Origin of the sequence: Denitratimonas organivorans (assembly GCF_037478135.1) — a bacterium.
GTDB lineage: Bacteria > Pseudomonadota > Gammaproteobacteria > Xanthomonadales > Xanthomonadaceae > Denitratimonas.
Map to the genome: position 1 here is coordinate 17832 of NZ_JBBHDV010000001.1, position 13460 is coordinate 31291.

General features: G+C 66.8%; 15 protein-coding genes. 14 read left to right on the forward strand and 1 reads right to left on the reverse strand.

Annotated features, from left to right (window positions below; translation table 11 throughout):
• Positions 1-19 precede the first annotated feature (19 nt).
• The 14 genes from lptM to WDB66_RS00135 all read left to right on the forward strand — a co-directional run bounded on the left by lptM (position 20) and on the right by WDB66_RS00135 (position 11644).
• Positions 20-136, forward strand: a complete 117-nt coding sequence (gene lptM, locus WDB66_RS15175; RefSeq protein ID WP_487931850.1) for an LPS translocon maturation chaperone LptM — start codon at positions 20-22, stop codon at positions 134-136.
• A complete protein-coding gene (dapF, locus tag WDB66_RS00075) occupies positions 136-969 on the forward strand; it encodes a diaminopimelate epimerase (protein WP_489670799.1) in 834 nt (277 codons plus the stop codon). The genes lptM and dapF overlap by 1 nt, the downstream gene beginning before the upstream one ends.
• On the forward strand, positions 966-1643 hold the full coding sequence (locus tag WDB66_RS00080; RefSeq protein ID WP_339396386.1) for a DUF484 family protein: 678 nt from the start codon (positions 966-968) through the stop codon (positions 1641-1643). Before dapF ends, WDB66_RS00080 begins: the two co-directional genes overlap by 4 nt.
• Entirely contained in the window at positions 1643-2569 is a 927-nt protein-coding gene (locus tag WDB66_RS00085; RefSeq protein WP_339396387.1) for a tyrosine recombinase XerC, read from the forward strand. The genes WDB66_RS00080 and WDB66_RS00085 overlap by 1 nt, the downstream gene beginning before the upstream one ends.
• A 262-nt stretch (positions 2570-2831) precedes the next feature.
• Positions 2832-3374, forward strand: a complete 543-nt coding sequence (gene hslV / locus WDB66_RS00090) for an ATP-dependent protease subunit HslV (RefSeq protein WP_339396388.1) — start codon at positions 2832-2834, stop codon at positions 3372-3374.
• Positions 3375-3377: 3 nt separating this feature from the next.
• A complete protein-coding gene (locus WDB66_RS00095) occupies positions 3378-3788 on the forward strand; it encodes an NUDIX hydrolase (RefSeq protein ID WP_339396389.1) in 411 nt (136 codons plus the stop codon).
• A gap of 20 nt (positions 3789-3808) precedes the next feature.
• Positions 3809-5137: an ATP-dependent protease ATPase subunit HslU gene (hslU, locus tag WDB66_RS00100; RefSeq protein ID WP_339396390.1), complete on the forward strand. Its 1329-nt coding sequence runs from the start codon at positions 3809-3811 to the stop codon at positions 5135-5137.
• A gap of 108 nt (positions 5138-5245) precedes the next feature.
• Positions 5246-5629, forward strand: coding sequence for a gamma-butyrobetaine hydroxylase family protein (locus WDB66_RS00105; RefSeq protein ID WP_339396391.1), 384 nt, complete (start codon positions 5246-5248; stop codon positions 5627-5629).
• A 52-nt stretch (positions 5630-5681) separates the two neighbouring features.
• Positions 5682-6272: a sigma-70 family RNA polymerase sigma factor gene (locus WDB66_RS00110; protein ID WP_339396392.1), complete on the forward strand. Its 591-nt coding sequence runs from the start codon at positions 5682-5684 to the stop codon at positions 6270-6272.
• Positions 6269-8656 carry a serine/threonine-protein kinase gene (locus WDB66_RS00115; RefSeq protein WP_339396393.1) on the forward strand — a complete coding sequence of 796 codons (2388 nt, stop codon included), beginning with the start codon at positions 6269-6271 and terminating at the stop codon, positions 8654-8656. Before WDB66_RS00110 ends, WDB66_RS00115 begins: the two co-directional genes overlap by 4 nt.
• An 88-nt stretch (positions 8657-8744) precedes the next feature.
• Positions 8745-8933, forward strand: a complete 189-nt coding sequence (locus WDB66_RS00120; RefSeq protein WP_339396394.1) for a hypothetical protein — start codon at positions 8745-8747, stop codon at positions 8931-8933.
• Positions 8930-9718 carry a bifunctional demethylmenaquinone methyltransferase/2-methoxy-6-polyprenyl-1,4-benzoquinol methylase UbiE gene (ubiE, locus tag WDB66_RS00125; protein WP_339396395.1) on the forward strand — a complete coding sequence of 263 codons (789 nt, stop codon included), beginning with the start codon at positions 8930-8932 and terminating at the stop codon, positions 9716-9718. Before WDB66_RS00120 ends, ubiE begins: the two co-directional genes overlap by 4 nt.
• 166 nt (positions 9719-9884) lie before the next feature.
• Entirely contained in the window at positions 9885-11174 is a 1290-nt protein-coding gene (locus WDB66_RS00130; protein WP_339396396.1) for an NAD(P)H-binding protein, read from the forward strand.
• A gap of 5 nt (positions 11175-11179) precedes the next feature.
• Positions 11180-11644 (forward strand): DUF2269 family protein, encoded by a 465-nt coding sequence (locus WDB66_RS00135; RefSeq protein ID WP_339396397.1) that lies wholly within the window; start codon positions 11180-11182, stop codon positions 11642-11644.
• A gap of 52 nt (positions 11645-11696) precedes the next feature.
• On the opposite strand, the gene olsF is transcribed toward WDB66_RS00135, so the two are convergent.
• On the reverse strand, positions 11697-13412 hold the full coding sequence (gene olsF / locus WDB66_RS00140) for a bifunctional ornithine lipid synthase OlsF (protein ID WP_339396398.1): 1716 nt from the start codon (positions 13410-13412) through the stop codon (positions 11697-11699).
• Positions 13413-13460 lie beyond the last annotated feature (48 nt).

Consider the following 13460-nt stretch of genomic DNA (forward strand, 5'->3'; position numbering starts at 1 on the left):
TGACGCTTATACTGCCAGCATGAAAACCATCTTGCGCCTTGCCCTGACCGCACTGCTCCTGTCCGCCGCCTGTGCCTGCGGCAACAAGGGCGACCTGGTATTGCCGGACCGGCCCGAGCCTGCCGCGCTGCGGTGATGCCGGCCATGCCGCTGCGCTTTTCCAAGATGCACGGGGCCGGCAACGACTTCGTCATCATCGACCGCCGCGCCGCCGATGTACCGCTGGCGGCCGAGCGTGTGGCGCGCATGTCCGACCGCCATCGCGGCATCGGTTTCGACCAGCTGATCACGATCGATGCGCCGCGCAGTGCGGGCGCGCAGGCGGCCTATTCGATCCTCAATGCCGATGGCAGTGATGCTGCGCAATGCGGCAACGGCGCGCGCTGCGTCGCGGCCTGGTTGCTGCGCGATGGCGGTGTGCCGTCCGGTGATTTCGTGCTCGACAGCCCGGCCGGGCGTATCGTCGCCAGCGTCGATGCACACGGCATCGGCATCGACATGGGCGTGCCGGATTTTTCCCCGCCGGCTGTCGGTCTGGCACGGGAACAGGCCGATCCGTACCGCTTCACGCTGAATGGCGAAACCATCGAAGCCGGCGCGGTGTCGATGGGCAACCCGCACGCGGTGATCGAAGTGCCGGACGTGGCGCAGGCCGATGTGGTGCGCATCGGGCCGGCGCTGCAACGCGATGCCGCGTTTTCCCATAGCTGCAATGTCGGCTTCGCGCAGTTGCTGGGGCGCGACCGCATCGCGCTGCGGGTGTACGAGCGCGGCGTCGGTGAAACCCTGGCCTGCGGTTCTGGCGCCTGTGCCGCAGTCGCGGTGCTGGCACGGCGCGGCCTGCTGGACGAACAGGTGGCGGTGCAACTGCCCGGCGGTACGCTGCACCTGCGCTGGGCCGGTGAGGGCACGCCGATCCACATGGCCGGCCCGGCCGAATTCGTTTTCGAAGGAGAGTTCCTGTCATGAGCGACACCCCCAGGCGTGACATCGACGCCGCCACCATTGCAGCCTGGCTGCGCGAGCATCCCACCTTCCTGGCGCAGTTCCCGGATGTGGCGATGGCGATCGAACTGCCGCGTGAGCAGGGCAAGGCGACCTCGCTGGCCAGCTACCAGCTCGACGTGCTGCGCGAGAAGAACCGCGAACTCAACCGCCGCCTGCAGGACCTGTTCGCGGTTGCCAACGAGAACGAACGGCTGACCGTGCGCACCCACCAGTTCACGCTGGCGCTGATGCGCGCGCGCGATCTGCCCGAAACGCTGACCACGCTGGTCGCCAGCCTGCGCGAGGATTTCAACAGCCAGTGGCTGCGCGTGCTGCTGCTGGGTGATGTCGCGTTGCCGGACAGTCCGTGGTGGCGCGTGCTGCCACGCCAGGATCCAACGCTGGCGCCGTTCGCCGACTTTCTCGCCGGCGACGAACCGCTGTGCGGCCGGGTGCAGGCGCAGAAGCTGGAAGTACTGTTCGGCGCCGATGCCGGCAGCGTGCAGTCCAGCGCGCTGCTGCCGCTGGGCAGGTACGGCATCCTGGCGATCGGCAGCGACGACAGCAATCGCTTCTATCCGGGCATGGGCACGATGTTCCTGCGCCTGATGGCCCAGGCCGTGGTCGCCGCACTGGCGCGCTTTGATCCGCTCTGATGAGCACGGCCAGCCGCCACGACGGGCTGGAATCGCGTGATGCGCTGTCCGCCGACGTGCTGGGTTTCCTCGAACGGCTGCGGGTGGAACGCGGCTGTTCGCCCCACACCCTGTCCGGCTACCGGCGCGATCTGGCGCGTCTGACCGGCTACGCCCGCGCGTTGCCGATCACTGCCTGGAAGGCGCTGGACAACCACCAGATGCGCGCCTTCCTCGCAGCCGAACACCGTCGCGGGCTCTCGCCCAACAGCGTGCAGCGGCTGCTGTCCTCGTGCCGCGGATTCTTCCTGCATCTGGTGCGCGAAGGCCGCCTCGACGCCTCGCCGGCCGCCGGCCTGCGCGCGCCGCGCGTGGTGCGCAAGCTGCCGCAGGTGCTGGACGTGGATGAAATGGCGCGGCTGCTGGATTTCGAGGTGCTCACGCCGGAAGACCTGCGCGACAAGGCGATGTTCGAATTGATGTATTCCTCGGCCCTGCGTCTGGCTGAAGTCTGCGGGCTGTGCTGGCGCGATCTGGATCTGGACGAAGGCATGGTGCGCGTACTCGGCAAGGGCGCGAAAGACCGTGACATCCCGGTCGGCCGCTACGCCCGCAAGGCCTTGCTGGCGCTGCGTGCCGCCGGTGGCGCCGGGCCGGACCAGCCGGTGTTCAAGGGCCGCAACGGCGCAGCGATCGCGCGCGCCAGCGTCGGCCTGCGGCTCAAGGCCATCGCCCAGCGCCAGGGAATCGACAAGCGCGTCCATCCACACATGCTGCGTCATGCCTCTGCCAGTCATACGCTGGAATCCTCGCAGGATCTGCGCGGTGTGCAGGAACTGCTCGGCCATTCCGACATCTCCACCACGCAGATCTACACGCACCTGGATTTCCAGCATCTGGCCAATGTCTACGACGCGGCCCATCCGCGCGCGCGGCGACGCGGTTGAGCCACGCCGCTGCTGTGGTCAGGCCGCGATGGCTGTCCTGTCGCACGGTTTCCATCGAGTCCTGCCGAGTTATCTGCGCGATTTGCAGCCCGCGCCCGGGCCAGTGGGGGGCGTGAGGGGCTTCGGTCCCCGGGCTGACCGTCCGCCGGTCAGTGACGCTGGGACCGTCCCCGGCGGCCTGTGTGGCGAGCAGTGGGATTGGGCTTGATCCCATCCATGCCGCCCCCACCTGTATTGGGACTGCCTTTTCCGGATTGCCATTGTGTCCAGTAACGAATCCTTCCACGCCACCACCATCGTTTCCGTGCGTCGCGGTGATCGCGTCGTGATCGGGGGCGATGGCCAGGTCACGCTCGGCAACACTGTGGTCAAGGCCAATGCGCGCAAGGTGCGCAGGCTGGGCAACGGCAAGGTGCTGGCCGGTTTTGCCGGGGCCACGGCCGATGCCTTCACGCTGTTCGAACTGTTTGAGTCCAAGCTGGAAAAGCACGGCGGCCAGCTGGTGCGCGCAGCGGTGGAAATGGCCAAGGACTGGCGTACCGACCGCCGTCTGGGCCGGCTCGAAGCGATGCTGGCGGTGGCCGACAAGGAAGCCTCGCTGCTGATTTCCGGCAATGGCGATGTGCTGGAACCCGAGCACGGCCTGATCGCGATTGGTTCCGGCGGCCCGTTCGCGCAGGCGGCGGCGCGCGCGCTGATCGAAAACACTGAACTGGACCCGCGCCAGGTCGTCGAACAGGCGCTGAAGATCGCCGGCGACATCTGCATCTACACCAACCACAACCGCACCATCGAGGAGCTCTGAGCGATGGCCGGACCAGCACCGGTGCGCATTGTCGCGGCGGTGATCCGCAATGCGGCCGGCCACGTGCTGTTGGTGCGCAAGCGCGGCTCGGGCACCTACATCCAGCCCGGCGGCAAGCGCGAACCGGGTGAAGCTGCGCTGGATACGCTGGCGCGCGAGCTGCACGAGGAACTGGGCGTGCGGCTGAAGCCGGAATCGGCGCAGGCGCTGGGCGAATTTTCCGACGATGCCGTGCATGAAATCGGGCGCCGGGTCGAGGCGCAGGTGTTCATTTGCAGTGTCGATGGCGAACCCGTGCCGCAGGCTGAAATCGAAACGCTGGCCTGGGTCGATCCATCCGCGCTGCCCGAAGATCTTGTCATTGCTCCGTTGAGCCGCAACCACATTCTTCCCCGCGTCGCCGTACTGGCCTGACGCTTTTCCAGGAAACCACGATGTCCTCCCTTACCCCCCGTGAAATCGTCAACGAACTGGACCGCTGGATCATTGGCCAGAACAGCGCCAAGCGCGCGGTCGCGATCGCGCTGCGCAACCGCTGGCGTCGGATGCAGCTGGAACCCGAGCTGCGCCGTGAAGTCACGCCCAAGAACATCCTGATGATCGGCCCCACCGGCGTGGGCAAGACCGAGATCGCGCGTCGTCTGGCGAAACTGGCCAATGCGCCGTTCGTCAAGGTCGAGGCCACGCGCTTCACCGAGGTCGGCTATGTCGGCAAGGACGTGGAACAGATCATCCGCGACCTGACCGATACCGCCGTGAAGATGCAGCGCGAACAGGCCAAGGCCCGGGTTCGCAGCCAGGCCGAGGACCGCGCCGAGGACCGCATCCTGGATGCGTTGCTGCCGCGCCGCCAGGACGCCGCCGGCTGGCCGCAGGAAGACGGCAGCCAGAACGAAACCCGGCAGAAATTCCGCAAGCAGCTGCGCGAAGGCAAGCTCGACGAGCGCGAGATCGATCTGGAAACCGCGATCAATGTCGGCGTCGACATCATGGCACCGCCGGGCATGGAGGAAATGGGCCAGCAGCTGCGCCAGATGTTCTCCCAGCTTTCCGGCGCGAAAACCCAGAAGCGCACGATGAAGATTTCTGCCGCGCGCCCGCTGCTGATCGAGGAAGAAGCCGGCAAGCTGGTCAACGAGGACGACATCCGTGAACAGGCGATCGAGATGGCCGAGCAGAACGGCATCGTCTTCATCGACGAAATTGACAAGGTCGCCAAGCGTTCGGAAGGTTATGGCGCCGATGTCTCGCGCGAAGGCGTGCAGCGCGACCTGCTGCCGCTGGTGGAAGGTTCCACCGTCAGCACCAAGTACGGCGCGGTCAAGACCGACCACATCCTGTTCATTGCATCGGGTGCGTTCCATCTGGCCAAGCCGTCGGATCTGATTCCCGAACTGCAGGGCCGTTTCCCGATCCGGGTCGAGCTGACCTCGCTCTCGCGCGAGGATTTCCGCCGCATCCTGACCGAACCGCACAGCGCGCTGACCCGGCAGTACCAGGCCCTGCTCGGCACCGAGGGCGTGACGGTCAGCTTCACCGACGATGCCATCGAGCGACTGGCCGACATCGCCTTCACAGTCAATGAAACCACCGAGAACATCGGCGCGCGGCGCCTGCACACGGTGCTGGAAAAGCTGCTGGATACCTTGTCCTACGAGGCCCCGGATCGCGACGGCGAAAGCATCAGCATCGATGCCGCTTTCGTCGATGCCACCCTGGGCGATCTGGTGCAGGATCAGGATCTCTCCCGCTATATCCTGTAAAGGAACGTCTAAACAAGCCGTCATTCCGGCGAAAACCGGAATGACGTTGCGAGACTTGATCAAAGGCTCCCTGACCGGATACCGCAACCAACCCGGCAACCGATTCCGATGGATACACCCCGGCCCACCGACCTGATCCTGCATCGCGCCTCGCGGGTGCTGGAAGTGGCGTTCGATGACGGCAGCCGCTTCCGGCTGCCGGCCGAATACCTGCGGGTGAACTCGCCCTCGGCCGAAGTGCAGGGCCACGGCCCCGGACAGCGCGTACTGCTGGGCGGCAAGCGCGAGGTCGCGATCAACGGCATCCAGCCGATGGGCAATTACGCGGTGCTGCTGAATTTTTCCGATGGCCATGCCAGCGGCATCTATTCCTGGACCAAATTGCATGCGCTGGGGCGCGAACAGCAGCGCAACTGGGATGAATATCTGGCCGCGCTGGAAGCCGCCGGCCTGTCGCGCGACAGCCCCGGGCAGACCACGCGGGCGGGCTGAACCGGCTGAACCGGGCACGCGCCGGCGCCGACACAGTGGTAGATTCGCAGGCATGACAGGGGATGCCACGCAATTGCTGCATGCATGGCGCGCTGGTGACACGGCGGCGCGCGACCGGCTCGTCGCGCTGCTGTACCAGGAGCTGCGCGCACTGGCCGGGCGCCAGTTTGAGAGCGAGCGTGGCGAACACACCCTGCAACCGACCGCACTGGTCAACGAGGCCTACCAGCGCCTGGCCGCGCTGGACCGCATCGATTGGCAGGGGCGGGCGCACTTCATCGGTGTCGCGGCGCGGCTGATGCGCGAAATCCTGATCGACCATGCGCGTCGCCGCCAGGCCAGCAAGCGCGATGGCGGCGAGCGCGTCACCCTGTTCACCAACCTGCCGGCGCAACAGGACGCGCTGGACGTGCTGGATCTGGAAAACGCCCTGCTGCGGCTGGAAACCATCGCGCCGGACAAGGCCCGTGTGGTGGAGCTGCGCTTCTTCGGTGGCCTCTCGATCGAAGATACCGCCGAGGCGATGGAGCTGTCGCCGGCCACGGTCAAACGTCACTGGCAGGCGGCACGGGTCTGGCTGTTCGATGCACTCAGCCACGGCTCCGGCGAAACTCCGGAAGCACGCGCCGGGAGCGCACCATGAGCGCGCCCACGCGCGTACTGGGAACACCGGATTCGTCCGATGGCGCGGCCGAGCGCGAGGTGCTGGAGCGGCTGGAAGAACTGCTCGAACTGCCCGCCACCGAGCGCGAAACCGCACTGCGCAACATGAATCTTCCGGAAAGTCGGCGTCAGCGCCTGCGTGAGCTGCTGCTTGGCCACGAGCGCTCCGGTGACTTCCTCGAGCCGGGCGAAGGCATCAGCCTACCGCTGGCGCCGGGCCTGCCGCAGCCGGGCGAACGGGTCGGCATCTACCGTATCGAACGGCCGATCAATGCCGGCGGCATGGGCGTGGTGTATCTGGCCTGGCGCGATGACGGCCTGTACCGCCAGCGCGTCGCGATCAAGCTGATCCAGCCGGCACAACTGGCACTGGACCCGGTGCGACGTCAGGGCCTGCTGACCAGTTTCGAGGAAGAACGCGCGATCCTGGCGCAGCTGCAACATCCCAACATCGTGCACATCCTGGACGGTGGCCGCACCGAACTCGGCGTGCCGTATCTGGTGATGGAATTCGTCGATGGCGTGGATCTGATGCGCTATTGCCGCGAGCAGCAACTGGATGTCAACGCGCGGCTGGAACTGTTCTGTCAGGTCTGCGAAGCGGTGCAGGAAGCCCATCGCCACCTGATCGTGCACCGCGACCTGAAGCCGGGCAACGTGCTGGTCGATACCAACGGCAATCCGCGCCTGCTGGATTTCGGCATCGCCAAACTGGTCGATCCGCTGCATGAATCCGGTACCGCGTCCGATACCCAGACCACGGTGCTGGGCGCCATGACGCCGGCCTACGCCAGCCCCGAACAGATCCGCCGCCTGCCGATCACGACCCGCTCGGACATCTATTCGCTCGGCGTGATCCTGTATCAGCTGCTCAGCGGCAAGCGCCCCTACGACACCGGGCAAATGACCCCGGCGCAAGTGGAACGCATGGTCTGCGACACAGAGCCGCCGACACTATCGCGTGCCCTGCAGGATGGCGATGCCACGCCCGGCTATGCCCAACCGCTGCGCCGCCTGTCGCAGGATCTGGACCGTATCGTCGCCAAGGCGCTGCACAAGGAGCCGGAACGGCGCTACGGCAGCGCACAGGAACTGGCCGACGACCTGCGCCGCCATCTGGCCGGGCGGCCGGTGTTGGCGCAGCCGGATACCTGGCGCTATCGCGCATCCAAGTTCCTGTCCCGCCACCGCGTTGCCAGCGTGCTGGTCGGCAGCGCGCTGATGCTGATCCTGGCGGCCTCCGGGCTGGCGCTGTATCAGGGGTATCAGGCGCGGATCGCGGCCCAGGCTACGGCCGAGATCAACGATTTCCTGCTCGAAGTGCTGGGCCAGTCCAACGTCGACCACACCGGCGTCGAGGTCAGCCTCGGCGATGTGCTGGAATCGGCCGCGCAGCAACTGGACAGCCGTTTCGGAGAGCGCCCGGCCATTGCCGCCGGAGTGCGCCATGCGATCGGCGCCAGCCTGCTGAGCCTGAACCGGCTGGAGGCGGCAGAACGCCAGATCCTGACCGGCCTGGCCGAGGCGCAGAGCGTGTTCGGTGATGCCCATCCCACCACCTGGAAGCTGGCCGACGCACTGGCCCTGCTGCGCTTCGAGCAGGGCCACTACCAGGAAGCTGCGACCCGGCTCGAGCAGGTCGTCACGCAGATGCAGCAGGCCGGCCAGCAGCGCCTGCCGTTCTACGTCACCGCTTCCAGCAATCTGGGCTACATCCATATGATGCAGGGGCAATACGCCGCCGCGCGGCCGTATGTGGAACAGGCCCTGGCCGCAATCGAGCAGCACGGCGTGAGCGTGCCCGAGGACGAATACGCCAACATCCTCAGCAACCATGCGCAGGTGCTGCACGACCTGGGCGAACTGGAACTGGCCGACGCCGGCTACACCCGCGCGCGCGAACTGCTGCGCCGGCTGCATCCGGAAGGCAGCCGCGACATTGCGATCCTGCTCAACAACCGTGCCCTGCTGGCGCTGGATCTGGGGCGTGGCGAGGAAGCGCTGGAATTGATGCGCGAATCGGTCGAGATGCGCAAGCGCAGCTTCCGTGGGGATCATCCGGTGGTGCTGTTCGGTCTGGCGAATCTGACCGAGATGGCGGTCTCGCAGCAGCGCCTGGAGCTGGCACGGTCGGTGGCGCAGGAGGCCGTCGCGATGGCCGAGCGCCTGTATCCGCAGGCCAGCGATGACAAGGGCAAGGCGTGGGCGATGCTGGCAATGGTGCAGCTGATCCAGGGTGAGCGCGAGGCTGCGCGGCAGTCGCATGACGCAGCCGAACAGGCCCTGCGGGGCATCAATGAAGTTCCGGCGGCGCTGCGCGAGGATCTCGACGCGCTGGCCGCTGCGCTGCGCGACAAGCCCTGAAATCCTGAGCTGATCGCCCGCCACTTCACGCCTTCTGCAACGAGGCATCGCATACCGGCGATGGCCCGGTTACCGCAATGGGCAGCGCATGAGCAAGACCCGCGACATCGCCATCCTGGAACTGTTTGAACGGGCCCGGGCCGCACTGCCGTTGCGCCAGTTCTTGCAGGAGTTGCGCGCCGATCCGCCCGGGGCCAATGTCTGCATTGGCGTTCTGCGCCGGATTCGAACCGCAGGCGGGCGGCGAGGCAGGCGCGGTGCGATAATTCGCGCATGAGTAACGAAACCACCCCCACCCAGAACGCGCCGGCCGAGCCGGCCCCGGCCACCACCCATTTCGGCTTCCGCGATGTGCCGCTACAGGACAAGCGCAAGCTGGTCGGCGAAGTCTTCAGCTCGGTCGCGCGCAAGTACGATCTGATGAACGACCTGATGTCGCTCGGTATCCACCGCATCTGGAAGCGCTATTTCGTCGCCACCTCCGGCGTCAAACGCGGCGACCGGGTGCTGGATCTGGCAGGAGGCACCGGCGACATCGCCGCCTTGCTGCATCCGCACGTGGGCGACAGCGGCGAAATCGTCATCGGCGACATCAATGCCGACATGCTCGGCGTCGGCCGCGACCGCCTGACCGATCGCGGCCTGGTGCGCGGGCTGGAATACGTGCAGATGGACGCCGAAGCACTGCCGTTTCCCGATGGCCATTTCGATCTGGTCACCATCGCCTTCGGCCTGCGCAACGTCACCGACAAGCAGCAGGCGCTCAACGAGATGTTCCGCGTGCTCAAGACCGGCGGACGCGCACTGGTACTGGAGTTTTCCGAAGTGAAGCCGGCCTGGTTCCGGCCGATCTACGACTTCCACTCGTTCAAGGTGCTGCCGAAGCTCGGCTCGCTGTTCGCTGGAGATCCGGATTCCTATCAGTACCTGGCCGAATCCATCCGCAAGCACCCGCCGCAGGATGAACTGCGCGCGATGATGGAAAAAGCCGGTTTCGCGCGCTGCGACTACCGCAACCTCAGCGGCGGCATCTGCGCGATCCACAGCGGCTATCGCGTTTGATGATGTCCCCTCTCCCCCGCTTGCGGAGGAGAGGGTTGGGGTGAGGGGGGAGCGGCAAAGTCGCGAGCGCTTTTCCCGGCGGTGAGACTGTAAAGCCCCCCTCACCCCAACCCTCTCTCTCAAGCAGGCTTGGGGGAGAGGGAGCAAGGAGAGGCCGCACAACTCCATGAAAATACTCATCACCGGCGCCTACGGTTTTATCGGCGCGCATATCGTTTCGGCGCTGCTGCGCGCCGGGCACGAACCGGTCGCCGCAGTGCGTGCAACACGGGTAGACACAGCCTTGCCGGGCGTTGCGTCCATCGCCTGTGATTTCGCCCGCGATACCGATCCGGCGGTCTGGCGGCCGCGTCTGGCCGGCATTGATGCGGTGGTGAACTGCACCGGCATCCTGCGCGAAAGCGGCGCAGCCACCTTCGAGAAAGTGCACGAAACCGTACCGGCGGCGCTCTTTGATGCCTGCGCCGAGATGGGTGTGAAGCGCATCGTGCAGGTGTCTGCGCTGGGCGATCCGGCCGATGGGGAGTTCATCGCTTCCAAACATCGCGGCGATGCGCGTCTGCTCGCATCCGGTGTTGCCGCCGTGGTGCTGCGCCCGTCGGTGGTCTATTCCACGCGCGGTTCCTACGGCGGCACCACACTGCTGCGTGGTCTGGCGGCATTGCCATGGGTTCCACTGCCGGGCAAGGGCGACCAACGCCTGCAACCACTGGATGCCGATGATCTGGCGCACGCGGTGCTGGCCGCACTGGAACGCGACGAAGCGGTAGGCCAGATCCTGCCGCTGGGCGGCCCACAGGCGTTGACCTTGCGCGAATATCTGGCGCTGTGGCGGCGCTGGCTCGGGTTGGGCGAAACGCGTTTCATCACGACCCCGAAACCGCTGGCGCGCATCGGCGCATGGCTAGGCGAAAAGCTCGGGCGCGGCCCGCTCGGTATGACAATGTGGCGCATGCTGGAACGCGGCAATGTGTTGAACATCAACGATGCCGAACGCGCTGCTGCCGCACTGGACTGGACCCCGGCGCGCATGGATGCGGTACTGGCGCAGGCGCCGGCCAGCAGTGCCGACCGCTGGCAGGCGCGCAGCGTCTTCCTGCAACCGTTGCTGCGCGTGGTGCTGGCGTTGACCTTCATCGCTTCGGGCATCGTCGGTTTCGCGTTGCCGGCAGAACAGGTCGCCGCGCTGTTCGCGCACAGCCCGTTTCCCGCTGCATGGGCGCCGGTGCTGGGACTGACCGGCAGCGTGGCCGATATCGTGCTCGGTGCCTGGCTGCTTTCCGGCCGCGCGCCACGTGCCGCGCTGGCGGCAATGGCCCTGCTGGTGCTCGGCTACAGCGGGTTCATCGGCCTGCTGCTGCCGCAGGCATGGCTCGATCCCTTCGGCGGCCTGCTGAAGAACGGCCTCGTGCTGGTCGCCATCGCCTTCGCCGCAGCCGGTGCGGAGCGCCAGTGATAGCGATGGACTACTTCACCCTCAAGACGATCCACATTCTTTCCTCCACCGTGCTGTTCGGTACCGGCCTGGGCACGGCGTTCTTCATGTGGATGGCGCACCGTCGTGGCGATATCGCCGGCATCGCCATCACCTCGCGCCACGTGGTGCTGGCCGACTGGCTGTTCACCACGCCGGCGATCATCGTGCAGCCGCTGACCGGCTTCTGGCTGATCCAGCTCATGGGCCTGCCGTGGACGATGACCTGGCTGTGGCTCTCGCTCGCGCTGTACCTGCTGGCCGGCGCCTGCTGGCTGCCGGTGGTCGCGATCCAGTACCGCGTCCGCGCCCTGGCCGACACCGCGTACCGCACCGGAACCCCGCTGCCGACCGCCTACTTCCGCCTGATGCGCTGGTGGTTCGCGCTCGGCTGGCCGGCGTTTCTCGCACTGGTGCTGGTGTTCTGGCTGATGGTGCGCAAGCCGGGGTGAGGGTGGATCATGGCGCGGCGCATGGAACATGCTTTCGCGGGTACGGACACCATCACGCCACCTCGGATGCGGTTTCCGTTTCCCCCAGATACCGCGCCCGTTTGCGCGGTTTGAGCCAGGCCAGGTCCAGTTCGATCAGGCCGTCGACGCTGTCGGAGAAATCCGGGTCCACGCCGAAGGCGAGGAAGCGTACGCCGTCCGGTTCGCACAGGTCGACGTATTGCTTGTAGAGCATCGGCACGCTGCATTCGAAGGCGTGCAGGCTGTCCTTGAGCTGGCGGAAGGCGCTGTCGGCGTCGTTGTCGCCGTAGTCGTGCGCGAACATCGGGGTGAACGGGCGGCGGGCGCTGGCCAGGCGCTGGCGGCTGCCGAAGAAGTGGCGGTAGTAGCCGACGATCTGTTCGCGCGCCGGCAGCGGCAGTGCGGCGCTGATCGATACCGCGCCGAACAGGTAGCGCAGTTCCGGGTGGTGGCGCAGGTAGGCACCGATGCCCTGCCACAACAGGTCGATGCTGCGGCTGCCCCAGTATTCGGGTGTGACGAAGCTGCGGCCCAGTTCCAGCCCGGCGGCGATGCGCGGCAGCATGGTGTCGGAATAGTCGAACAGGGTGTGGGTGTAGAAACCGGCCAGACCATGTTCGGCAATGGTGCGGGCGCCGTTGGCGACGCGGTAGGCGCCGGCGATGCGGCGTGCGCCGGCATCCCACAGCACAATCTGTTCGTACCAGGCGTCGTAGCGGTCCAGATCCAGCCGCTTGCCGGTGCCTTCGCCGACGGTGCGGAAGGTCAGTTCGCGCAGCCGTCCCAGTTCGTGCAGCAGCGGCGAGCCGGGCGGCAGGCGGCCGACGAGGATGCGCTTGCCATCGGCGGTGTCGCCGAGCGTGCGCAGTTTGGCCAATTCGGCTTCCAGCAGCGCCGGATCGACCGCATCGGTCAGAGTTTCGGGTTCGGTTTCGTGCCGGCTCGCTGCCGGGCGGCGGCCCATGCGATACAGCGCATCGCGCAGCTGCGCGAGAGTGGCCTCTGGATCGTCGCCGGGTGCCAGTTGCTGGGCCTGGCCGATGCGCAGATTGATGCGCTGGCGGCGCTGGCGCAGCAGTTCGCGCGGCAGCAAGGCGGTGCCGGCCGGTTTGAACAGCGCCGAGGCGGCATAGAACAGCGCCGAATTGCGCGCTTCGATCCGCACCGGCAGCACCGGTGCACCGCTGTTGAGCGCAAAGCGCAGCAGGCCGCGCCGCCACGGGCCGTCGGCGATGCCGCGCAGACCCAGGCGCGAGACTTCGCCGGCCGGGAACACGATCACGCACTGGCCCTGCGCCAGCGCCTGTTCGATCGCACGCAGACTGCCCGGCTGCGGGCGCCCGCCGAGGATGCGCACGGGCAGCAGCAGCGGCGCCAGACCCTCGATGCCGCTGAGGAAATCATTCGCCACGATACGCACGTCCTGGCGGATGCGTCCGACGAAATCCAGCAATGCCAGCGCATCCAGCGCGCCGCACGGATGGTTGGCGACGATCAGCAGGCGGCCGGTTTCCGGGATGCGGCTGCACTCGATCTGGTCCACGGTGTAGCGCAGGTCGAGGAAACGCAGCGCCGCCTCGACGAACGGCAGGCCACGCAGGTGGCCGTGTTCGGCCAGAAAACCACGCAGCCGGTCCACGCCCGACCAGCGTCCGAAGTGCCGCAGCAGACCGCGTACCAAGGGCCAGCGCGGCCCCTGGAACCAGCGCGGGTAGCGCTCGGAGAGCGTGGTTTCCAGTTCCTGCATTGCTGCCGTCCAGTGATCAGGATCAGGCCAGCATCGGCGCTGTAGACG

Coding starts and splice junctions, on each gene's coding strand:
- lptM (WP_487931850.1), top strand. CDS start 20: ATGAAAACCATCTTGCGCCTTGCCCTGACCGCACTGCTCCTGTCCGCC.
- dapF (WP_489670799.1), top strand. CDS start 136: ATGCCGGCCATGCCGCTGCGCTTTTCCAAGATGCACGGGGCCGGCAAC.
- WDB66_RS00080 (WP_339396386.1), top strand. CDS start 966: ATGAGCGACACCCCCAGGCGTGACATCGACGCCGCCACCATTGCAGCC.
- WDB66_RS00085 (WP_339396387.1), top strand. CDS start 1,643: ATGAGCACGGCCAGCCGCCACGACGGGCTGGAATCGCGTGATGCGCTG.
- WDB66_RS00095 (WP_339396389.1), top strand. CDS start 3,378: ATGGCCGGACCAGCACCGGTGCGCATTGTCGCGGCGGTGATCCGCAAT.
- hslU (WP_339396390.1), top strand. CDS start 3,809: ATGTCCTCCCTTACCCCCCGTGAAATCGTCAACGAACTGGACCGCTGG.
- WDB66_RS00105 (WP_339396391.1), top strand. CDS start 5,246: ATGGATACACCCCGGCCCACCGACCTGATCCTGCATCGCGCCTCGCGG.
- WDB66_RS00110 (WP_339396392.1), top strand. CDS start 5,682: ATGACAGGGGATGCCACGCAATTGCTGCATGCATGGCGCGCTGGTGAC.
- WDB66_RS00115 (WP_339396393.1), top strand. CDS start 6,269: ATGAGCGCGCCCACGCGCGTACTGGGAACACCGGATTCGTCCGATGGC.
- WDB66_RS00120 (WP_339396394.1), top strand. CDS start 8,745: ATGAGCAAGACCCGCGACATCGCCATCCTGGAACTGTTTGAACGGGCC.
- ubiE (WP_339396395.1), top strand. CDS start 8,930: ATGAGTAACGAAACCACCCCCACCCAGAACGCGCCGGCCGAGCCGGCC.
- WDB66_RS00130 (WP_339396396.1), top strand. CDS start 9,885: ATGAAAATACTCATCACCGGCGCCTACGGTTTTATCGGCGCGCATATC.
- WDB66_RS00135 (WP_339396397.1), top strand. CDS start 11,180: ATGGACTACTTCACCCTCAAGACGATCCACATTCTTTCCTCCACCGTG.
- olsF (WP_339396398.1), bottom strand. CDS start 13,412: ATGCAGGAACTGGAAACCACGCTCTCCGAGCGCTACCCGCGCTGGTTC.